Annotated in this window: 23 protein-coding genes; 2 read left to right on the forward strand and 21 right to left on the reverse strand. The window is 29.6% G+C overall.

Annotation, left to right across the window (positions count from 1 at the left end; genetic code table 11):
• Positions 1 to 50: 50 nt before the first annotated feature.
• From B2P65_RS13680 to B2P65_RS13725, 10 genes are all read right to left on the reverse strand, one after another.
• On the reverse strand, positions 51 to 557 hold the full coding sequence (locus tag B2P65_RS13680) for a hypothetical protein (RefSeq protein WP_346880313.1): 507 nt from the start codon (positions 555 to 557) through the stop codon (positions 51 to 53).
• Positions 558 to 688: 131 nt separating this feature from the next.
• The gene (locus B2P65_RS13685) at positions 689 to 1,159 is read right to left on the reverse strand and encodes a GNAT family N-acetyltransferase (RefSeq protein ID WP_346880314.1); all 471 of its coding nucleotides are present in this window, start codon (positions 1,157 to 1,159) and stop codon (positions 689 to 691) included.
• A 188-nt stretch (positions 1,160 to 1,347) separates the two neighbouring features.
• Complete coding sequence (locus B2P65_RS13690; RefSeq protein WP_346880315.1) at positions 1,348 to 1,800, reverse strand: GNAT family N-acetyltransferase; 453 nt, start codon at positions 1,798 to 1,800, stop codon at positions 1,348 to 1,350.
• A 380-nt stretch (positions 1,801 to 2,180) separates the two neighbouring features.
• A complete protein-coding gene (locus B2P65_RS13695; protein ID WP_346880316.1) occupies positions 2,181 to 2,594 on the reverse strand; it encodes a RidA family protein in 414 nt (137 codons plus the stop codon).
• 177 nt (positions 2,595 to 2,771) lie between these two features.
• Positions 2,772 to 3,041 (reverse strand): CD3324 family protein, encoded by a 270-nt coding sequence (locus B2P65_RS13700; RefSeq protein WP_346876724.1) that lies wholly within the window; start codon positions 3,039 to 3,041, stop codon positions 2,772 to 2,774.
• Positions 3,042 to 3,572: 531 nt separating this feature from the next.
• On the reverse strand, positions 3,573 to 5,975 hold the full coding sequence (locus B2P65_RS13705) for a heavy metal translocating P-type ATPase (RefSeq protein ID WP_346880368.1): 2,403 nt from the start codon (positions 5,973 to 5,975) through the stop codon (positions 3,573 to 3,575).
• Between the two features lie 107 nt (positions 5,976 to 6,082).
• Positions 6,083 to 6,451 carry a metalloregulator ArsR/SmtB family transcription factor gene (locus tag B2P65_RS13710; RefSeq protein WP_346880317.1) on the reverse strand — a complete coding sequence of 123 codons (369 nt, stop codon included), beginning with the start codon at positions 6,449 to 6,451 and terminating at the stop codon, positions 6,083 to 6,085.
• Between the two features lie 307 nt (positions 6,452 to 6,758).
• A complete protein-coding gene (locus tag B2P65_RS13715) occupies positions 6,759 to 7,670 on the reverse strand; it encodes a metallophosphoesterase (RefSeq protein WP_346880318.1) in 912 nt (303 codons plus the stop codon).
• Between the two features lie 102 nt (positions 7,671 to 7,772).
• On the reverse strand, positions 7,773 to 8,342 hold the full coding sequence (locus B2P65_RS13720) for a hypothetical protein (protein ID WP_346880319.1): 570 nt from the start codon (positions 8,340 to 8,342) through the stop codon (positions 7,773 to 7,775).
• Between the two features lie 249 nt (positions 8,343 to 8,591).
• A complete protein-coding gene (locus B2P65_RS13725; RefSeq protein WP_346880320.1) occupies positions 8,592 to 8,882 on the reverse strand; it encodes a cytochrome b5 domain-containing protein in 291 nt (96 codons plus the stop codon).
• Positions 8,883 to 9,136: 254 nt separating this feature from the next.
• Here B2P65_RS13725 and B2P65_RS13730 point away from each other — a divergent pair, with 254 nt between their 5' ends.
• Positions 9,137 to 9,484, forward strand: coding sequence for a four-helix bundle copper-binding protein (locus tag B2P65_RS13730; RefSeq protein ID WP_035131464.1), 348 nt, complete (start codon positions 9,137 to 9,139; stop codon positions 9,482 to 9,484).
• A 165-nt stretch (positions 9,485 to 9,649) separates the two neighbouring features.
• Here the strand turns inward: B2P65_RS13730 and B2P65_RS13735 are convergent, their stop codons facing one another.
• The 11 genes from B2P65_RS13735 to B2P65_RS13785 all read right to left on the reverse strand — a co-directional run bounded on the left by B2P65_RS13735 (position 9,650) and on the right by B2P65_RS13785 (position 19,963).
• Entirely contained in the window at positions 9,650 to 10,180 is a 531-nt protein-coding gene (locus B2P65_RS13735; RefSeq protein ID WP_346880321.1) for a dihydrofolate reductase family protein, read from the reverse strand.
• Positions 10,181 to 10,344: 164 nt separating this feature from the next.
• A complete protein-coding gene (locus B2P65_RS13740; protein WP_414632275.1) occupies positions 10,345 to 10,854 on the reverse strand; it encodes a shikimate kinase in 510 nt (169 codons plus the stop codon).
• An 84-nt stretch (positions 10,855 to 10,938) separates the two neighbouring features.
• Positions 10,939 to 11,568: a hypothetical protein gene (locus B2P65_RS13745; RefSeq protein WP_346880323.1), complete on the reverse strand. Its 630-nt coding sequence runs from the start codon at positions 11,566 to 11,568 to the stop codon at positions 10,939 to 10,941.
• A gap of 119 nt (positions 11,569 to 11,687) precedes the next feature.
• On the reverse strand, positions 11,688 to 12,896 hold the full coding sequence (locus B2P65_RS13750; RefSeq protein ID WP_346880324.1) for an SDR family NAD(P)-dependent oxidoreductase: 1,209 nt from the start codon (positions 12,894 to 12,896) through the stop codon (positions 11,688 to 11,690).
• Between the two features lie 416 nt (positions 12,897 to 13,312).
• The gene (locus B2P65_RS13755; RefSeq protein WP_346880325.1) at positions 13,313 to 14,344 is read right to left on the reverse strand and encodes a serine hydrolase; all 1,032 of its coding nucleotides are present in this window, start codon (positions 14,342 to 14,344) and stop codon (positions 13,313 to 13,315) included.
• A gap of 411 nt (positions 14,345 to 14,755) precedes the next feature.
• Positions 14,756 to 15,418, reverse strand: coding sequence for a Type 1 glutamine amidotransferase-like domain-containing protein (locus B2P65_RS13760; RefSeq protein WP_346880326.1), 663 nt, complete (start codon positions 15,416 to 15,418; stop codon positions 14,756 to 14,758).
• A gap of 220 nt (positions 15,419 to 15,638) precedes the next feature.
• Complete coding sequence (locus B2P65_RS13765) at positions 15,639 to 16,481, reverse strand: class I SAM-dependent methyltransferase (RefSeq protein ID WP_346880327.1); 843 nt, start codon at positions 16,479 to 16,481, stop codon at positions 15,639 to 15,641.
• A gap of 151 nt (positions 16,482 to 16,632) precedes the next feature.
• Positions 16,633 to 17,553, reverse strand: coding sequence for a phosphotransferase enzyme family protein (locus B2P65_RS13770; RefSeq protein ID WP_346880328.1), 921 nt, complete (start codon positions 17,551 to 17,553; stop codon positions 16,633 to 16,635).
• A gap of 104 nt (positions 17,554 to 17,657) precedes the next feature.
• Positions 17,658 to 18,512, reverse strand: coding sequence for a hypothetical protein (locus B2P65_RS13775; protein ID WP_346876736.1), 855 nt, complete (start codon positions 18,510 to 18,512; stop codon positions 17,658 to 17,660).
• A gap of 128 nt (positions 18,513 to 18,640) precedes the next feature.
• A complete protein-coding gene (locus B2P65_RS13780; RefSeq protein ID WP_346880329.1) occupies positions 18,641 to 19,387 on the reverse strand; it encodes a GNAT family N-acetyltransferase in 747 nt (248 codons plus the stop codon).
• A 75-nt stretch (positions 19,388 to 19,462) separates the two neighbouring features.
• Positions 19,463 to 19,963 (reverse strand): GNAT family N-acetyltransferase, encoded by a 501-nt coding sequence (locus B2P65_RS13785; RefSeq protein WP_346880330.1) that lies wholly within the window; start codon positions 19,961 to 19,963, stop codon positions 19,463 to 19,465.
• 435 nt (positions 19,964 to 20,398) lie between these two features.
• On the opposite strand from B2P65_RS13785, the gene B2P65_RS13790 reads away from it, so the two are divergent.
• A complete protein-coding gene (locus B2P65_RS13790) occupies positions 20,399 to 20,842 on the forward strand; it encodes a hypothetical protein (RefSeq protein ID WP_346880331.1) in 444 nt (147 codons plus the stop codon).
• Positions 20,843 to 21,110: the final 268 nt, after the last annotated feature.

Here is a 21,110-nt window from a genome sequence, read left to right on the forward strand (position 1 = left end):
TTTAAGAGATGCTTTAATTCAGTATCTATTAAAATTATTCATTAATATTGTTATGATATAGCCATACTTATAACTTCTAATTCCCATTGACCATTTTTATAGACCGCTTTATATTTTGGGAAAACTGCTCCTAAGTTGCCAAACCAGGAAGTAGATTCAACCACAGCTTTATTATTCTTAAATTGCGCTACTTTAATTGAAAGCATTGTTCCATTTAAAGTTCTTGACATCATGCCATTGTCATCAAATTCAAAAAGTGATTTATCATCTTTAACATCTTCCTTTGCCTTTTCTTCTATAAGTCCGTCTAATGTGTCTTTTTGTACAGCAATGAAGCCGTTTCCTCCATTCTCTATTTGAAAGGCTGCACTCATAACTGCAACATACAATTTAACCCGTTTAACCTCTTCTTCAGTGTACTGATTATTATCATTCTGTATTGGGTTAGTAGTCTCCTTATAAATAGAAATATTTGTCTTTGTATGTGATACATATATAGCTACGGCTATAGCTCCAATAATGCATAGAGCTAAAATTCCTATAATAATTTTTTTCATTGATTTGACCCCTTTCATATATCTAATATTTAAACTTATACCATAAATAAATATAAAATATATACGAATTTAAAAGGTCACTAGTTCTCAATAGGTTACAATATAACTTCAAATCTTTTCTTCCACGTTATTTATATTATTTTTTTCATCTTAATAAACTCAAACTCTCCACCATTTGTTTTTTGCATATATTTCTCTACAAACTGGAAGCCTATGTTCTCATATACTTTTATTGCTCGCTTATTAAATGAGGCAACTGCCAACATAATATAATCTTTCTTATACTCAAATTCTTTTATCCCAAAGTTAATACCAGCAACTACAAATTCAGCCCCGATCCCTCTTCCAGTTAATTCAGGCTTTAGACCAAACCCTATCCACAGAATACCACATTCAAAGTAGTATGAGTAATAAGCAATTAACTCACATTCATCATTAAAAACTGCGAAATAATGTCCTTCCCAATTAGCTTCATTAAGAAATTCTTTTAAATCTTCTTCGTCAGCTATCATGTCATAGAATGAATATACTCCATTATATTTCCAATTATATGCAATCTCATTTGCATATTCTTTATTCATAGGAATAAAAACATAATTCAAAATATCCCCTCCTCCTTTGCAAATTGTTATATATTGTCTTAAAACGGTTAATTTGTAGTTTTAACACTACAAACTTATTGTAACATAATTACAATAAAGTGTTTGTTTATATATAAAAAGCACCTCATTAAAGAGATGCTTAAGAATCAAATATAATTACCGTTTCTGTATAAAAGCATAATAAATAACTATTTTAAAATCCATTCATATATGCACTCTTGTCGTTCTCCCTCTAGATACAGTTCATTATATGGTGGCAAATCTACTATCTCTTTAAGTTTAAGTCCTGCTTTTTCGCAGGTTTTTCGAGATGGGTAGTTCTCTGGATTGCAAGTTATTATAAGTCTATTCATTCCATGTGCAATGGCTACATATTTGATAATTTTACAAGCCTTTGAAGCATAATTATTTCCCCTATAGTTTTCTTCAACTCTATAACCAATATGACCACCATAATATAAATTTTCATTATACCCAATTCGTATATCAATAGCACCTATACTATCATCTGAATCATGTAGCGTAATTCTATATTTATATGCAGGTACATAACCTTTTTCCTCATTAGCTGGAGTTTTTTCAACAATTTTTAAATCAATCTCGCCATCAGTTAAGTAATCAAAATCTTTGAACTCAAACATCTATATTCCTCCTTTATTTTAATCAATTTTAGCCTTATGTATTATAAGATTATTAATGTTCCAATAATCAAAATTTCCATTTTTAACTCCAATCACTATAAAATAAGTTCATATTTTTGTACAATAGATACTTATATTTGATTTTATATCCTATATTGTAACATATTTTACAACATATATTAATATATTATAAAAGAACAATTATATAAGAACTCACGGTTGGTATGTCTCTTGGTTATCATATTATTTATTTCAAATGCGACGTAAAAAACACTGTAAAATTCAAATTTGAATAATACAGTGTTTTAATGAATCGCTCGTCTTTTCAGTTGTTACGTTAAATAAGAATGGTGTAAATTAGTTCACCTCTATCACTTCAATCATTTTGAATTATTTTCTACTGCTGCTACTGCTTCAATTTCTACCAATTGATTTGTATATCCTAATACTGTAACTCCAAATAAGGTGCTTGGAACATCATGATCACCAAACTCTTTTATTATTTTTTCCCATGCAGTTACCAAATCTGACTGATTTTGAGATGCTACAAGAACTCTGGTATATACAACGTCTTCCAAAGTGGCCCTACAGTCCTTCAGTGCTTCCTTCAAATTCTCTACACAAAGTTTTGCCTGAAGCTCATAATCACTCAAATTAGGTACTTCTCCATCTCTATTAATGGGACATGCACCCGCCAAAAATAATAAGTCCATTCCTGAAGGTATACGTCCAGCATAAGCATAATCTACTGGAGCTAAATTTGTAGAATGAATTAATGATATTTTTTTATTCATTTTGACTCTCTCCTTTTGTTCTAATATATACGAGAATAATTAAAAATTCATTTTTAAAATGAATTTTATGTTCAATATCATTTTAAAGCTTCTATATTTTTTATGAAAGATAATAATCGTTTCTATATCATCTTTTATACAAAAGCTACCACACATTACAAGAGTGGTAGCTTTTTACTAGTTATCTTTTTTATATACAATTTTCTTAATACTACTATGTGAAAGGAAGAATTCTTCAGCAAGATTGCTAATTGATTGCCCACCTATATATTGGTTTAATATCTTTGCATTTCTAGCTTTTATATAATCTCGGCTTTTAGATTTTTCACCCCATCTTTTTCTCTTTTCAGGAGGGGAAGGGACATATATATATTCACCTTGAATATACTTTTGAATTTCTTTAACTAAATCATCTGGTAATATTCTATCAATTCTTACATATTTCATAAAGCTCACTTCCTTAAATTTATTATTTAATTAAGGAAACAAAGCCTGTATATGTATGAATTTATTTATGAAAAGCGACTAAAATCTATCTCTGTGCAAATTGTCGCCCAAACTCATACTTACAGACTTTGCACAGAGTATTTTAAGCATTTTTCTATCCATGAGATTAATATTCATGATATCACACTCCCTATTTATATTAAGTCAATTATATTATTTATTAAGACGATACGCAATTTTTTACTAATTTAACTTAATTAATGGTAATTATATTATTATATCATATTTACGCTGCCTTATATGGTTATTTTTGTAACAAAAATCAAATATCTTACTTCTTAACACTGTATTATTCAATTCTCAAAGAACATAATTTATTGTCTAGTTCGCATTTTCTACAAATTGCATAATATATTTGAATTACAAAACAAAAATACCGCATATTCATATTGAATAATACGGTATTTTACATACGTTATTTAATTAAATATTTGTTACGCTATTTAAGAATATTGAGATCTAAGAATTAATTTATTGCGCTGTTTTCATTGCTCTCATAGAGTTTAATACTGCAATTAGTGTTACACCTACATCACCAAATACAGCCTCCCACATAGTTCCTAATCCAAGAGCTACAAGTACTAATATTATTGCTTTAATACCTAAAGCAAAGACAATATTTTGCATAACTATTGCTCTTGTTTTCTTAGCTATTTTTATTGCAGATGCAATCTTTGAAGGTTCATCAGTCATTATTACAACGTCAGCAGCTTCTATTGCTGCATCTGAACCGACACCACCCATAGCTATCCCAATATCTGCTCTTGCTAAAACTGGAGCATCATTTATTCCATCACCAACAAATATTAACTTGCCTTTAGAGGATTTTTCTTTATCTAATGCTTCTACTTTTTCAACCTTTTGATCTGGTAATAACTCTGAATATACTTCATCTAACCCTAATTGCTTGGCAACTTTAGTTCCAACAACTTTATTATCTCCTGTAAGCATAACAGTTTTTCTAACACCAATTTCTTTTAAAGCTTTAATTGCCTTAGCTGAATCTTCTTTCACTTCATCTGAGATAACTATATATCCTGCATACTCTTTATTAACAGCAACATGCACTACAGTACCTATTGTTTCAACTTGTGCATAGGATATATTTTCTTTACTCATTAACTTGTAATTACCTGCTAAAACTTCTTTACCTAAAACAGTAGCTTTTATACCATGTCCTGAAATCTCTTCATAATTTTCAATTGATTCATTATCTATTTCCTTACTATATGCTTTAACAATAGAAGTTGCTATTGGATGATTAGAAAAGCTCTCAGCAAAGGCTGCATAAGTGATAAGTTCGTCCCTTGATACATTGCCTTGAGGTTGTATTTCTGTCACCTTAAATACACCCTTAGTTAATGTTCCAGTTTTATCAAATACTACAACTTCTACATTATTTAATGCCTCAAGATAGTTTCCACCTTTAACAAGTATTCCATTTTTTGAAGCTCCACCTATACCACCAAAGAAACCAAGAGGAATAGATACAACTAAAGCACATGGGCAAGATACTACTAAAAAGGCTAATGCTCTATATATCCACTCTGAGAAGGTAGCTCCACTTATAAATAGTGGTGGTAATATAGCTAATGCTAATGCAGAGAAAACCACAGCAGGTGTATAATATCTTGCAAATTTTGTTATAAAGTTTTCTGTGGGAGCTTTTTTACTACTTGCATTTTGAACTAAATCAAGTATCTTAGCAATAGTAGAATCTCCAAATTCTTTTTCTACTTCTATAGTTAATAGTCCATTTTTATTAATAACTCCGCCTAGTACAGCATCTCCTATTTCTACCTCTCTAGGAACTGATTCACCAGTAAGTGCAGAAGTATCTACCATAGAAATTCCTTCAATTACTTTACCATCTAGAGGAACCTTTTCCCCAGGTCTTACAACTATAATGTCACCTATATTAACCTCTTCTGGTGATACCTTTTTAATATCACTACCAATTTTTAAGTTCGCAAAATCTGGTCTTATATCCATTAATTCTGCTATGGATTTTCTTGAGCGATTTACAGCCATACCTTGGAATATTTCACCTAATTGATAGAATAGCATAACTGCTACACCTTCTGGGAACTCACCAATAGCAAAAGCTCCTATAGTAGCTATACTCATAAGGAAGTTTTCATCAAAAATTTGACCTCCTCTAATATTTTTCAATGCTCTTAACACAACTTCTCCACCAACAAGGAGATAACTAACTAAAAACAATGATAACTCAACATAAAAATTAAATTTAAAAGCTGTAGCAATGGCAAAAATTGCTGCGCCAACTCCAAGTCTTACAAATTCCTTTTTGCTATTTTCATGCTCATGATCATGATTATGAGCATGGGATCTTTGCTTTCTGTTCTGATTTCCTTCTTCAACATATACTTTTACATCAGGTTCAATCGTTTTAACAATTTGTTTAACCAATTCAACAATGTTATCTTTATCGCTATTGTTTTCCACTTCTAGAATAAGTTTTTGAGCTACAAAATCAACTACAGCACTACTAACATTAGTAATATTTTGAGATTCTTTTTCAATTTTTGATGCACAATTTGCACAGCATAACCCTTCAAGAATTATCACTAATTTGTTTGACTTTCCTACAGACTTTTCTTTGACTTTTACATGTGATTCTATTTTGTTTATTGACTCTATAGATGAAGCAACTAATTCATTAACTCTACTTATTTCTTCTAACTCCATAGTTAAAGTTTTAGTGATAAAATTTACTGATGCATTGGCAATTCCATCAATACTATTTAGTTTTGTCTCTATTTTTGATGCACAATGTGCGCAGTCTAACCCTTCCAAAATGAATTGCTTTCTTACTTTTCCAGGGTTTTTCTTTGTCGTTGTTCTCAATTCCATAATAGTATTTGATTTATTATTTGATTGAGATTTTATTTGTAATGACTTATCTTCTTTAACGTCAGGTTTTAAAACTTTATTACTCATTCCCATGCCCCCTAAATTCCTTATTTCTCATATAAATGTTCTAATCCTTGATCAAATATCCCCTTAACATGATCATCATCCAAGGAATAGTATACAACCTTACCTTCTTTTCTATTCTTTACCAACCTAGTCTGTTTAAGAACTCTCAACTGATGGGATATTGCTGATTGGTTCATTCCAAGTAGTGCCGCAATATCACAAACACACATTTCTGCTTGGAATAATGCACAAATAATTTTTATTCTTGTACTATCTCCAAAAACCTTAAATAAATCTGCTAATTCATATAAATCTTCTTCATCTGGAATAGTTTCCTTTACTCTCTTAATCACATCTTCATGGATAGTATTACAATTACAGGTACTAATTGTTTCATTTTCGTTATTCATTTATATATCACCTCATTAGAATGTATGCACACATGTTCATATGTTTATATATTCAGTATATGTATCTTTTTCATATTTGTCAAATATTTTTATTATAATTTTAAAAATATTTTTCAAAATAAAAGTGGCTGTATATTTATGTTATATGAAAGATTTCTAATACAGCATTATTCAATTTATAAAGATCATATTTTACTAATTGATTTGCATTATCTGCAAATTCAATAATATATCAAATTGAGAAATAAAAAAACTACCGTAAAATTCAATTTTGAATAATACGGTAGTTTAGGGAATCATAAAAGTACTATATATCCTTTAATGAAGATACTCTTGGTAGTATAGAACGACCATTCCACCTATCACCAATGCCCAAGTCTTTTGGGATGACATTTTGGTAGTTTCCATTGATACCTTGTATATGTATGCCCCCATCTTTGTTAATTGTAACAATGGCATATAGCCCCTCATTATATAATACTAAGTCTTTTATAAAGGGGTAATCTTCATGTATTTCCTTTGAGTAAGAGAAATGCTCATATTCAGGCCCAACCCATATATATGACATAGCATTAAGACCAAAGTAATATGTTTGTCCTATTTTTTCAAGAGAATCTCCATGGTCATGACCATTTACGGATAAAAGCACCTTTTTTCCTGTATCATTTACTCTGTTTATCAAATCTCTAACTTCACCCTTGTTATATACTCCTCTTTTAGCAAATTTATTTTCAAAACTATGGTGTGAAAAAATAATGTAATACTCACTATCATCATTGAACTGCTCTGCCAGCCAATTAAATTCATAATCTGGAAGAATTGGATATATGTCCTTTGACTTATCATAGTTTCTCTTACAATAGGGTATATATCCATTATCAGTTTTTATAAAACATGTATCTAATACAATGAACTTAATCTTATCCATTTTAAATGAATAGTAACTATTGTCCATTTTTAAAAACTTCATAACTTCTTCTCTTGGGAATGAATCAGAATCATGATTTCCAATGGTATGATAATAAGGCTTCCCTATACTATCAAGGATATCAAGTAAAAATCGATTTTCTTCTTTAGGCATACAAAAATCCCCAAGTTGAATAACAAAATCCATATCTAAACTTTTTACATTGGTAATGAAGTTTTCAAGTCTTTCATAACCATCATGGATATGATCATAATGTAAATCAGTAAATACTGCAAATTTAACGCTATCCATCAATATATCCTCCTTCATACCTCAATATAGAGTTATGTGATAATCGCCAGGTGAAATTCCTTGCAATTATTCATTTACAGTTACTATACTTTCAATGTGTAGTTAAAATTTATATTTAAAATATTCTCTAATGAAGTTAGCCATAGGATTTTCTTCATCTTCATCTCCTATGTAGTCTAAATCCGAATCATAAAAATATAAATAAGCTATACTTTTTTTATCTTCAGACACTCCAATCATTCCAAAAGATTTAGGGAATTCCGTATTTGAAGTATCATTTTCGTCTACAACTCTAAAATCATAGCTTTTCAAAGAAAACTCATATTCTGGAATATAATATTTACTTTCATCAAAACTAGACTTGATTTTTTTATCTAAAAAAGTATATTGCTCGTCTATTTTCTTCTTTTCACTCTCAAAAGTATTGTCATCATATTTTACAATTAATGCAACAGAGTCAGATTCAAAAATCAATAGGGATTTATGTGTATATCTATATTTGATATCCTCATATTTAGGCAAGTCATCTAGCTCTGGCATAATATCTTTCGCATTTGAATCTATTGTTTTCCCAGTATTGAGATAATTATCAATTTTTGAACTTGAATTACTACAACCAGTAATACAAAGAATAAAAGCAATTATCATAACAATTAAATATTTTTTTCTCATTTAAAATCACCTCTCTAAAAATAAATAGTCCTGAATTCTTAAAATGTCATTTGCTAAATTTTAGTTCCTAAAACTTACAATTGCTTACCTACTGCATAAAGGTAGCCAATTTACCCCATGACTATCAGTTTCTAATACTCCTATCTCCTTCAAAGTGGAGCAAAGAACCCATTTATTATAACATAATTAGTATAAATTGTATATTAAAGCAAAAATGGCCTTGATTTTTAATCAAAGCCATTAAATAATTTATTTCTTAAGTACCCCAACTTTAGGTAATTTATTAAGTTTAGTCATTGTATGACAAGACTTAAATTCACTTGTTAAATCTTGACCTGCAGTATTACCAAAGTGTTTTCCACCTGCCCACTCTGCTACTTTGCTCACATCATATACTATACCTTCAATTGCCACATAGGTAGGTTTTCCGTTACTTCCATCATACTGTGCTAACTCTTCTAATGTAAATTCTTTCTGTTGTCTATAGTAATTATGCCCTATAAGTTCTTCAATGGTTTTTAAATCAAAATAAAGTGCCATATATACCTCTAAAATATTTATATATATAGCATATGATTATACTTGAGAAGTTGTTCAATTAATTGCTTTTTAAATATATTGATCAATAGATTGAAACCTAACCATCTAATATACCTTTATTTCTTATTTATCTAATGAAACAGCTGTAGACATTTATTTATGGGAATCATTTCTACAAACAATATTTGAATAATAATTAGCCTATTACAAATAATAAATTTTGTACTATAAAACTATTTTAGGAGGACTATATAATGGGAATAGTAACTAATTCAACAGACAAATTTCAACCATGTATTGATGAATGTAACAAATGTGCACAGGCATGTCATGAGTGCTTTACAGCATGTTTAAACGAGCCTGATGTTGCAGCAAGAAAGAAATGTATAAGCATTCTTACTGAATGTGCATGTATGTGCCAAATGTCATCAGCAATGATGTCTATGAATGGCCAATTTACAAAAGAACACTGTCAACTTTGTGCTACTGTTTGTGATAAATGTGCTCAAGAATGTGAAATGTTTAAAGATGACCATTGTCAAAAATGTGCTCAAGAATGTAAAAAATGTGCTACTGAATGTAAAAACATGGCTAGTATGTAATAACCTATAATATAGAAGCCAATAGTGTTATACTACTGGCTTTTGTACTATTTTAAATTACCTTTAGTGTAAAAGGCTAATTAGTACTATACTAATTACACTTCTTAACTCCATCTTACAAATAGTACATCATTTAAGAAAATTGTGAACTAAATATTAATTGTTTTATTTCATCTCGTAATGGAGTTCAACAAATTGATTGAATCTCCTTATCCCCTTTAACTTTAGTTCTAACTCAAAATCATTTTTTTTAAATAAAGGTATTCCATGACCTATTAGTGTAGGTGATATAGTAATAATAAATTCGTCAACTAACCTTTCTTTAATAAAAGAATTTAGAAGAACACCACCGCCAACAAGCCATATGTTTCCTCCATCCGGTCTTTTTATTTTATTTGTAAATTCCACTACATCTTGATTAATAAATTCTACATTTTCATTCTTACCTTTTTCTGATTTAGAAAATACATAACACTTTTTATTCTTGTAAGGAAATTTACCTTTTTCTTTTTCAATTATCCAGTCATAAGTTCTTTTACCAATTAGAATAGTATCAACTGTATTGTAGAATTCAGAATATCCATTATCTCCTTCGCCTTCAGTTTTAAACAACCATTCCAAGGAATCATCTTCTGTCGCTATGTAACCATCTAAACTTGTTGCAATATATAGAACTAGTTTTCTATTGTTGTACATCTATAAACCTCCATATTATAAAATTCAATCTAATTTTAAAACACAATTAGTGAACAATATTCTACAATTATTCATTTGAAAAATCAACCTATTAATATCTCACATGACTTATAAGCAATATCAGAAGAATACGAATTAAAGTTTATAGTTATGCTAATCAGATATTACAGCTCAAATTGCTCTTTTATTATCTGTGCAACAATTTCCGCCGAAAGATTTGTATTGTCGATTTTTATATAGTTATCATAAGGAATCTCACCATCATTACTTACACAACGATACTTGTTATCATCATTTATAAGCCTTTGATTTGACAGTTCTATATCTCGTTTTGAGATTTTATTTTTCAGACGATTTTCAGTAGCATTTCTTTCTAATCTGATTGCTTGAGGAGCAACAAGCTCCACATAACATATATCTGCATTATATTTTCTGAAAATATCACAAACATATTCAACATAATCCCAATCAGATTGCTGATTAAATGCCCACATATATGTGAAAATTAATCCATAGTGTTCGGATTTTGCAAACTCTTCAAAAATAACTTCTCTCATGCCAGAGATAGCTTTTCCATTAAAATATCCGAATATCTCCAGTACAGGTTCAATCATCATATGATTATGGAATAAACGTAAATCCGTAATTTTAGCTAGTTCTTGCCCCACTGTCATTTTGCCAACAGCACTGTCTCCGATTATAAGTACTAATTTCAAAATATCACCTCTTTTATCAAATATAAATAATCTTTTTTCATCCTATTTTACTTCTGTTCCACCCCATTCAATAACGGTAAATCCCTTTCTTTCAAAAGATTTAATTTCTTGTTCTTCTATTTCTATAGGTTTATCTAATGATTTAAAGAGCATCATTACCCTTAATATCGAATCTGGCTTTGGAGTTATATTAAGCTTAGCTAGATTTTCATACTCTTCCCCTGCAAAAGTAATCAAGTTGTATTTATTCTCTTGCATAATTGGTAACCAATACACTATAAATTCGTTATATTCCCTTGGAGTTAATCCCATGTATTCAAGCTTTTCTTGCAGAAATTCTTCAGTATCTTCTCCTTTTACTACAAACCCTTTTGACATATCCCATTGATTTTGTGAAATCCCTTCCCAATATAAATAAGAATACTTCCTCTTATCTCCAATATTAGTTAATGTACCATCAGGCTCTGCTATTACATTCCAACCATCTTTGTATTCTGGATAAGTACAAGTAAGCTCTCCATTATAATCTAGTTTAACGCTAACTGATTGCTCTGAAGTTGGATACAAATAAATTACAGGTTTCTTAGTCATATCTTTATTTGTACAACCTGTAAATGTTATTAAAATAAGAGATAGTAATATAATAAGAAATTTTGCTTTATTTGTTTTCATATTAACCCCCTAAAAACTTTTTTAATTATATTATTATTAATCTTTAAGATATGGTAAGAATATGTCATTACACCAACGTTCCATTGATTTCTCAATCATGGCTGATTATAAATTTCTATTCAGCTTTCATTATTAAGTAAAATATCACAAATAGTTTTTAAATCCTCAATATAATGCAAAAGTGTTATAGAATATTCTTTGAGTTTTTCAGGGTTTTTTTCATATCCTTGTAGCAATGTATATTGTCGCTTATAATATTCCATCAATTTTTGAAAATTAGATGAATAGGTGCTTATCTCTTGAATCTTTTTATTAATAACAACGTATTCAATGTGTTGCATAATTTCAAGAAACTGGTCAGCAGAATATCCTACTGTTTTCTTAAAGTCACGCAATACCCATTGACGTTCAAAAACATTTCTTTTCATCCAACCATAATATTGTTCTTTATAAACTTTTACCACATTCAGAACAGTTGGAATAATGTTTTGATAATCATTACTTTTTGTGTTTTCACTACTATCTAATTTTTGTAGTAAGCCAGAATCAGACAAAACCTGTATAGCACCAATTTCTTGACCGTTATATCTATCAGCCATTAAAATTGATATAGCAAATCCAGTGCCAGCCTCTTCAACTCCAAGTATGTGATCTTCATTCATTTCATAAAATTCTTCTGTTGTTATTCCCATATGAGATGACACAAGCTCTATTCCCTTCATTGCCGTTTCTGTTTTAACAAGTCCTGGACCGATAGTATATACTTTTATATTTGTACTTTCCAATTCTCCATATAGTGTATTAGACAACTCCACTTGTGTTGTTTTAAATACTTCATATGCTCCCATAAAAGGTGCTGCACCAGATGATGAAACAAAAACAATTGTTCCAGAATTTTTTTGTTTCATCAGTGGTAAAACTAATTGTGTTAATAGTAATGGGGCTTTGAAATTAACGGCATAACTCTTATCCCATACATCAATAGAAACTTCTTCTACTGTTCCCATAGCAGCTATGGTCGCATTATTAAATAAAACATCTATGCGTCCATATTTATCTTTCACATGAGAAACTAGAGCATATATCTGATTTTCATTAGATAAATCAATTTCATAAAATTCTACAGAGTTTTTACCAAATATACTATCTAAAGTGCTTTGTGCGCATAATACTTTTCGTTTATCGATTTCGGCCACAATAACCTTTGCTCCCATATAAACCAATGCTTTTGCAGTTTCAAAACCTATCCCACCCCCTGCACCAGTTAAAAGTATAACTTTACCTTCCAATTTATTCTTAAAGGATATATTCTTTTCTATAAACATCATAATCTCCTTCTTTATAATTGTTAGCCAATTTCATTTTTGGTTTTAAATACTTATCTTTATAATAAGAAAGAAACTTAACTCGACTTCATATTATGTTTACCAATGAGTCCATATTTTAATACAATCAAATCCAAATAGCATTCATTCTCGTGGATTTGATACATAATCCAGCCAACCTTATTGCCCGTTTCGATATCAGAGATTATATAGTTTTCCTTACGTGATAAAAGTTCGAATCGTTCTTTCCATTCGTCTTCAGACGTATTGTTTTCAGCAAAATATAGTTCATACTCCTCATTCGTAAATAAAGAACGTATAAATTCAATATCACTCACCGTAGTTACACTAAATATAATACACATTAACTTCCCCCTCATAAAATATAAATAATTTTCACCTTAGTTTACATATACGATTTAAACCCCTATCGTTATATCTTCAAATACCTTAAATGCCATATAACTACCTGCATCACGATTGCATAAAACAGTACACACACTTTTGTTTTGTGGATAATAAGCACTTCTGAAAGAGACTCCAGGGTCGCCACCCATAACATGAATTTTTATAACCATGTTATTACATGTATCTAACCATACACCATATCCATAGGCACTACCATTTTCTCCAGTTTTTATTTGTGGAGTACACATAGCTTGTACATTCTGAACCGATAGCAGTTTTCCATTTATAAAAGCATCCCAGAATAAATACATATCACTTGCAGTAGTATATGCCCCTCCATCTCCACCGCCAATGATAGGCATGGAATAAATATTAGACTTTAAGACTCCCTTTCCATTATCTGTATAACCAATTGCAGTATCACATGGAAGATTGTCCATCGAAAAATAACCGCTATTACTCATTCCACATATGTCAAAAATGTATTTCTGGATAAAAAGTGAAAAATCCACTCCTGAAACTTTTTCTATAATCATAGAAAGTATTACAAATCCACCGTTATTATATTTGAAGCGAGAACCAGGTTCAAACTCCATTTTTTTATTTTTAAGCAATCTCAAAAAATCACTTGGTGATTTCATGACATACATCGGAATATTCTCCCATACCTTAGCATAGTAAACATCAGATTCATTTTCTTCTTCATCAAAATAGTCGCTAAATCCCGATGTATGGGTAAGTAGATGGCGAATTGTCACCGAATTATCCATATATGGGAAAAAGTTCGGCAAACAATCTGTAACCGAATCATCTAATGACAGTTTTCCCATTTCAATTAATTTTAATATGGCAATAGCGGTAAAAATCTTACATCCAGATGCTGTTGGAAATCTCGTATTTATATGATTTTTAATGTGTTCACTTATATTAGCTTCACCCATAGCTTCTTGTATAATTTTTTTTCCACTAATCGAGAGGAATATAACTCCAGAAAAATCAGGGTTCTTGTTTAATATTTGTGATTTAATAATATGAGCATCCAATATTTTCACACTCCACTTCAAATTTTACAATTATATTTATAGTATTTTACAGTTCAAACTCACCTATCCATATATAAATTTTACCATTAAATTTATACTATGAAAAACAATTTATGTTAATATAAATATTTCCTAATAATATATCATCCAGTTTACAAATAAGGATTTTTAATTTTATTAGTTCTGAAGGTACTTGAATTGTGAAATGAAAAATACCGTAAAATCCATTTCTGAATAATACGGCATTTAGAAAAATTATTCGATTTTATATTTTAGTTGTTAAATATAAATATTGTGCAAGAAACTTATTATAGATTATGCTTATACTGTACGCGACCATGACCTTGACTGTTGCAGAAGTTTTGCATAAAGAAATTAATTTAGTTAAGCCATCATAGCCACTCACCACAACTAAAGCGTCTCATCTAACTTTTGAATCTTTGAGTGAGAAATTAAATATACATTGCCTAAAATGTCGATTTTGTTTCCTTTTACACGTACAGCACAATCTTTGTTCGACGCGTAAATATTCATTTTTTCTGATAATGGAGATAATTCGCTTTGAATTTGTGCAATGTTATTTTCAAGATCAAAATGAGACAGCACAGAAAAATCGTCAAGACCGATACCGTTGTAAATAGAACTTCTGTCACATTCATAGCCAGTATATTTCGAGCATACCCATTTAGCGGACATGTTTATCGCACCCGCACTTGTTCCCATCACAACTGCTTTGCCTTTTTTAATTAAATCCGATAATTGATATTCAATCAAAAGGGCATTTTGTTCAACAGTATTTCCACCTAACAAGAAAATGACCGAAGCATTTTGAATTAATTTTTGGGCCTCTTCCTTCTGTACGCTATAATCAATTAAATGATATTCATCAAATATAATGTTGGCCTGGTCAAGCCACGAACGTTCAGTAGCACCAACTTCCTTATCTTCATGAAGAAATGGATTGGCGCTAATCATAACAAGCATTTTTCTATCAGTTATATCCTCATACAATAACTTGACCAGTTTTTCAAGAAAAACATCGTTAAACCAACCTAAATAATAGTGAGTTTTCATAAGTACCTCCGTATTAAAGTTTATATAATATAAACCATTTGTTATTCGCATTACAATACAATTATAACACATTTTGTAAATACCGCATTATTCAATTTTTAAAGATCAATATGTCTTAATTAGTTCGCACTATCCACAAATTGTAACGTAACTAATATATAACTAATTTTATGCTTTTACATATTACTGAATAATACGGTATCTAAATTTTTTTAAGAATTTATAATTTTTCCCCAAAGGCATATAAAACAGACTTTGTATGTGGTATGCCTACTGCTTCTTTCATTTCTCTAAGTTTTTCAAAAACTTCTGATTTAAAGTCTTCAAGCATATCTTTTGGTATCTTTTCTAGTGTGCTTATAGCGCCATGAGTCCAAAGTTTATCCCACCATTCTTGTTCATCTTTGTATATAAAAACTTTTTCTTCACTTATAACTCGTATATTTTTAAATCCAGCTTGATTCAAAATTTTATATAAACCTTCTTCTGTATCAAATTCAGGGATATCCTCTGATTGATACTCATCTAATTCATCTTCAAATACAGGTAAATATTTATCAAATAATTCATTTAGCCACATAAATTTTTCATCTTTTTTTCTAAGAAATGTAGTGAATGAGAATCGACCACCACTTTTTAGAACTCTCATGAATTCATGAAAGGCAACTTTATAATTTGGTAAGAAGAATACTCCAAATCCACAGAGTATATGCTGAAAAGTTTCATTTGCAAATTCTAATTTTTCAGCATCCATTACCATTGCATGTACATTTTTTACACCTCGGCGTTGCATTTCTAAATCAATTTCATTAACCATCCCTTCAGCTATATCAATACCTGTAACAACTCCACTCTTTCCAACTTTCTCTGCTGCTGAAAAAAGTGAAGCTCCTTTTCCTGATGCAACATCTAAAACTCTTTCGCCTTCCTTTACATCTGCAAATTCAACCAATCTCTCTCCAAAATATGTAAAGTATCTTGGACCACTACCATCAAAAACTGCTGATACCTTATTAAATATATTAGTTATATCTTTTTTTATTTCTATACTTTTGTCTTCCATAAATTTCTCTCCTACCAAATAAGTTAATCAATTATTTTTTAATACTAAATATAATAAACTCATACTATATGTTAAACCCATGTATTCAAGCTTTTCTTGTAGAAATTCTTCAGTATTTTCTCCTTTTGCCACAAATCCTTTTGTATAGTTATTAATCTTTAAGATATGGTAAAAATATGTCATTACACCAACGTTCCATTGATTTCTCAATCCATGGCTGATTATAAATTTTTTCATGTTGACAGATGATAAATAATAGTACCTGTAAGCTTAAACATGTTTGAATAGCTTTTTCATCAACCTTTATACTGCAATAGGATTCATAACCCTTCAAAATTTCTTTATTTAACTTGTCATTATTGATATGACTGAATATTGATGCTAAATCCATTTCTGGAAGACAATATCCTGACAATGAGAAATCAATTGGAACTATTGCTTCATTACATAAAAGGAGATTTGATTTCCCAAGATCAGCATGAACAAAAGAAAATCTATTTTTATCTTTATCCATCTTCATCTTAATTTTTAATAAAGTATCTATAATAATTGCCCCATGCTCCTTATCATAATGCTTAGCTGCTATTGCATACCTGGCCTCTTCCAATAATTTATCAATCATTTCTGCTCCATATATATATCTATTTTCTATCTTTACCTTACTCATAGATTTATGAACACTACCAATCATCCTTCCTAGCCTCAAGGCTAATTCATTGGTAATTTCCACATTTTCTAAAGTCTTACCCTTTACCCATTCCAAAGCAGTAACCATACTTCCATCCCTTAAAGTGGTAATAGGTTCTCCACTTTTGTTTCTAAATACTTTTTGTGTCCCTAATTGAGAAGTGTTTTCCAGATAAGTAAGTACTTCCATTTCACTTTCTACAAACTTATTCTGTGCAACTCCAAGACGCAAAAAATCCACTGAAAAACCCTTTGATGGTTTATGTATCCTGAGAACAAATTGTCCATTATCATCAGTAATACAATATGTCATATTTTCATTATGACGCACAAATCTTGATGTGGGATTTACAAAATTGTATTTTTCTATTGCTTCTTCAATCATAATTTTTTCTCCTGAATATTCAGTATTTAAGGACGTTAATTATTTTTTAATTGGTTAATGATGTATGAATATTGCTAATCTTTATTAAATAATAATTTAGTAAACTAAAGTATACATCTATAGCATCTATATCTTTCTTTAATTTCAAAACCAGCATTCAACACAAAATTTAGTTCGTCACTATTATCTTCATCAACAAAATATAATATTTCTTTTACGGAACCAAATTCATTATATAATTCCATGAGCATTTCATTGATTAAAATACTTTCAATACCTTTATTTTTATATTCATTATCAATAAATAAACCAACAACGTCTGATAAGTCTTTGTTACCCTTAGTAAAAATGCTTCCATGAATCTCTTCGTCTTTTCTAAAGACAAGTACTTGAAAATAATCCATATCATTTTTCAAATTTGTGCTATTGTAATAAATACCTAATGGAATAGCATGTTTATCATGAAATATAGCATATTCTTCAAAATTATCTTTAGTAATTTTATCTACGTTATCATGCCTTTGATTCCAATGAGTTTTTAAATTATATAAGTTTGCCACAATACTAGATTCGATACATTCTATATTCTTTTTCTTAAAATATTGGTTTGCATTTTCGTTAGAAAATGGTACACCTATAAATAGCTTATATCCAGACAATTCCTTACTTATGTAATGAATCATTTCTTCTGCAACTTGTTGATAATCGTCTCTTATTAAAAACTGTAGTGTTTGTGCATATTTTTCATCAGGTATCCAAAAATAAGTGCATACGCCCCATAATACATCATTTTGATAATAGGCTATTATATTACGATTCTTCTCATTTAGAGCCTTTTCAAGTTCTCCTTTAAGCTCCTCTATTGAGTTTATCCTTGGATAACTTGCATGTATATTGTCCTGACTTAATTCCCATATAAAATCAATTACTTCCTCAGATGTATAAACGTTTTTTATCATTTTTATCCCCCATTATTAATTATTTTGAAATCCTATTTAAATATATTTATTAATCTAAACTCTAATTTCCTATTAAAATGTCACATAAAAAATTGAGGTGTAAATTGCTTGTTACTTCACTTGTAATATTAATATAATAGTTTCACTAATTCATTATAAGATGAACTACCATCAAGTATATTCTTATATGTGCTTATCCAGTAAGGTATCAACCCAGCTCTATGAGCTACTGCTTGTGAGGCAATATTAGATGATGATGCACAGTATATGGGTAAAATGTTTTTGCTTAATATTTTATGCATTAAATGATTTACAAGTACTGTAGCCAAACCACCTGTTCTATAATTACCTTTTACATCTATACCCATTTCCCACATATTATTGTATTCCTTAGATGCACCAGCAAGTCCTATGATTTCTCCATCCTTCATAGCAAAAAATACAATTGCAGTAGATGCATTTCCACATTCATCAAACTCTAATGAATTATTAAATCCTTTAATTTCTCTTAATTTATTTATCTCATTTCCTTCTAAATGGAAATATTTGTATTGTGGTAATAAATCACATAACTTCATTTCTTTCATATCAGGAATATAATAAATTGATTGACCATATATTAAAGGGCATTCAAATACCTCATCTCTTGATTTCCCAACTAATAAAGTCTTCACATTTTCCATAATTTCATCTGAAGCTGATACAATAATTGTTTTTTCAATGCTCGTAATTTCCAAAAATGGATTTTGTTGAAATTCATTTAATTTAATTGGTTTATGAAAAATTAATCCGTTATGATCAAAGATTTCTTGTTCACAATTTAAGTGTTCTCCAAGATTTTCTTTCACAATTTTTTTAATTTGCATCTTATTCATTTATCCATCTCCTAAGTTTTATCTATCCATGTATTATTTAATAATCTTTACTTCACCTTACCTACACGCAGTGAATTAATAATTCCTAATTTTCAAATTTTTCAACATAGATATATTCTGATTTTTTTCATCTCTAACTTCATATTCTAAACTTTTATATAGTGAATAAGCGGGTTTATTGTATTTAAAAACATTGAGTAATATTTTATTAAACCCCTTTTCTATTGCTTCTTTTTCAAGCATAAGCAAGGTCTGTTTTCCATAACCTTGTTTACGGTACTTCTCAAGTATTAAGAAATCGCAAATAAACCCTATATCTTCCTTATACTTTTGATACCAGATAAATCCCAAACTTTCATTGTCCTTATTTACAATCACATAAATATAATTATCTTTTGTGCCCTTTCCTTGTGGGAGCAATTCATTAAAACTTTTTTTTGCATCCTCCAGTGCATTTTCTTCACTAGATAGACCCGCCTTTATTAAATCTTTGGAATAATCTAGAATATCCCACTGAGCAAATCTATCAAACTCAGCATCACTCATTTCTCTAAATTTTATATTGAAGTCTTCCATGTTCTTCCTCCTTAAGTATAGTTTTAATTATACTAATTATAACATGATTTACAATATTATATATATATCACCCAGGGATAGCTGAAAAAAATACCTTTAAAGATAGGATTTTAAACTTTTCAAATCAGATTTTAGGGATGATTAAAATTTAAATAGATTGGATAGTGAACTGAATTAAATGGTTGAAGCAATGATCTTGCTATGATAAAATATAAAAATAACCACTAGGCAAAATATTTGCAAAGGGGTTGTGTCCCTAAATTACCCTGTGGGATGTTTTTGTATTTGGAGTTATTAGGATTAATGAAAGAATAGCAAGAATAAAATTTTTAATGGAAAATAATTGTTTTAAAATGAAATTTTAAAAATGGAGTATAAATATAGAGCTTCATATTGAATGGATTCAAAGATGACGTATAGATTAAGGAGTAAAATATGAATAATTTTGGAACTATATTAGCCGTTATAGGTGCAGTGGGATTTATTGTAGCAATTTGGATATTATTTGGATGTCTTTACTTTAAAAAAAGAAATTTTAAAACCGGTTTATTGCTTTTACTTGTTTCTTTGCTGCTTGTGGCAGGTGGGGTTTTTATTGGTGTACAAGGTGCATGGAATAGTGCATCAAAGGGAATAGCCTTGTCTGAAGAAATTATTGAAATTATTGAAACTAAAAGCGTAGAAGAAACCACGCAAGAACAGCAAGCAAAAGTAGGTAGCAGTGTATTTTTAAAAATTGATGAAGATGATTGGGCTAAATATGAAGATAAAATAATGACATATTACATTGCCTGGCAAAAAAGCTTAAACCCTCAGGCAGAAGATGAAGCTATAAAAATCGAGTTTAAAAATTTGAGAGGGAAAGCCCTTTTAAATTAATCGATTATTTAAGATTAATGCAAATCAAAATTTATGGAAGCGCAATATGAACATAGTAAAATTCTTGTTGGCTGGACGTAGATGGATAACCTTTTTATATTTTCATATGAAATTCATGTTTAAAATTTTTACAGTTGCATTTAAAAAAAGACACCCTATTCTAAAATACTAGGTATTTTAAAATAGGGTGTCTGTATTCTTAAGCCTTTCATTAACCTCTTCACTAGTATTAAGTGCTACCTCACTAGGGGATGCCCAATTTCTAATT

The sequence above is a fragment of the Clostridium sp. UBA3061 genome, assembly GCF_002367465.1.
Taxonomy (GTDB): domain Bacteria; phylum Bacillota; class Clostridia; order Clostridiales; family Clostridiaceae; genus Clostridium_J; species Clostridium_J sulfidigenes.

What these genes read in the sequence shown, in the direction of transcription:
- B2P65_RS13680 (WP_346880313.1), bottom strand. Translation starts at nt 557, where the DNA reads ATGAAAAAAATTATTATAGGAATTTTAGCTCTATGCATTATTGGAGCT.
- B2P65_RS13690 (WP_346880315.1), bottom strand. Translation starts at nt 1,800, where the DNA reads ATGTTTGAGTTCAAAGATTTTGATTACTTAACTGATGGCGAGATTGAT.
- B2P65_RS13695 (WP_346880316.1), bottom strand. Translation starts at nt 2,594, where the DNA reads ATGAATAAAAAAATATCATTAATTCATTCTACAAATTTAGCTCCAGTA.
- B2P65_RS13700 (WP_346876724.1), bottom strand. Translation starts at nt 3,041, where the DNA reads ATGAAATATGTAAGAATTGATAGAATATTACCAGATGATTTAGTTAAA.
- B2P65_RS13705 (WP_346880368.1), bottom strand. Translation starts at nt 5,975, where the DNA reads ATGGAATTGAGAACAACGACAAAGAAAAACCCTGGAAAAGTAAGAAAG.
- B2P65_RS13710 (WP_346880317.1), bottom strand. Translation starts at nt 6,451, where the DNA reads ATGAATAACGAAAATGAAACAATTAGTACCTGTAATTGTAATACTATC.
- B2P65_RS13715 (WP_346880318.1), bottom strand. Translation starts at nt 7,670, where the DNA reads ATGGATAGCGTTAAATTTGCAGTATTTACTGATTTACATTATGATCAT.
- B2P65_RS13720 (WP_346880319.1), bottom strand. Translation starts at nt 8,342, where the DNA reads ATGAGAAAAAAATATTTAATTGTTATGATAATTGCTTTTATTCTTTGT.
- B2P65_RS13725 (WP_346880320.1), bottom strand. Translation starts at nt 8,882, where the DNA reads ATGGCACTTTATTTTGATTTAAAAACCATTGAAGAACTTATAGGGCAT.
- B2P65_RS13730 (WP_035131464.1), top strand. Translation starts at nt 9,137, where the DNA reads ATGGGAATAGTAACTAATTCAACAGACAAATTTCAACCATGTATTGAT.
- B2P65_RS13735 (WP_346880321.1), bottom strand. Translation starts at nt 10,180, where the DNA reads ATGTACAACAATAGAAAACTAGTTCTATATATTGCAACAAGTTTAGAT.
- B2P65_RS13740 (WP_414632275.1), bottom strand. Translation starts at nt 10,854, where the DNA reads ATGACAGTGGGGCAAGAACTAGCTAAAATTACGGATTTACGTTTATTC.
- B2P65_RS13745 (WP_346880323.1), bottom strand. Translation starts at nt 11,568, where the DNA reads ATGAAAACAAATAAAGCAAAATTTCTTATTATATTACTATCTCTTATT.
- B2P65_RS13750 (WP_346880324.1), bottom strand. Translation starts at nt 12,896, where the DNA reads ATGATGTTTATAGAAAAGAATATATCCTTTAAGAATAAATTGGAAGGT.
- B2P65_RS13760 (WP_346880326.1), bottom strand. Translation starts at nt 15,418, where the DNA reads ATGAAAACTCACTATTATTTAGGTTGGTTTAACGATGTTTTTCTTGAA.
- B2P65_RS13765 (WP_346880327.1), bottom strand. Translation starts at nt 16,481, where the DNA reads ATGGAAGACAAAAGTATAGAAATAAAAAAAGATATAACTAATATATTT.
- B2P65_RS13770 (WP_346880328.1), bottom strand. Translation starts at nt 17,553, where the DNA reads ATGATTGAAGAAGCAATAGAAAAATACAATTTTGTAAATCCCACATCA.
- B2P65_RS13775 (WP_346876736.1), bottom strand. Translation starts at nt 18,512, where the DNA reads ATGATAAAAAACGTTTATACATCTGAGGAAGTAATTGATTTTATATGG.
- B2P65_RS13780 (WP_346880329.1), bottom strand. Translation starts at nt 19,387, where the DNA reads ATGAATAAGATGCAAATTAAAAAAATTGTGAAAGAAAATCTTGGAGAA.
- B2P65_RS13785 (WP_346880330.1), bottom strand. Translation starts at nt 19,963, where the DNA reads ATGGAAGACTTCAATATAAAATTTAGAGAAATGAGTGATGCTGAGTTT.
- B2P65_RS13790 (WP_346880331.1), top strand. Translation starts at nt 20,399, where the DNA reads ATGAATAATTTTGGAACTATATTAGCCGTTATAGGTGCAGTGGGATTT.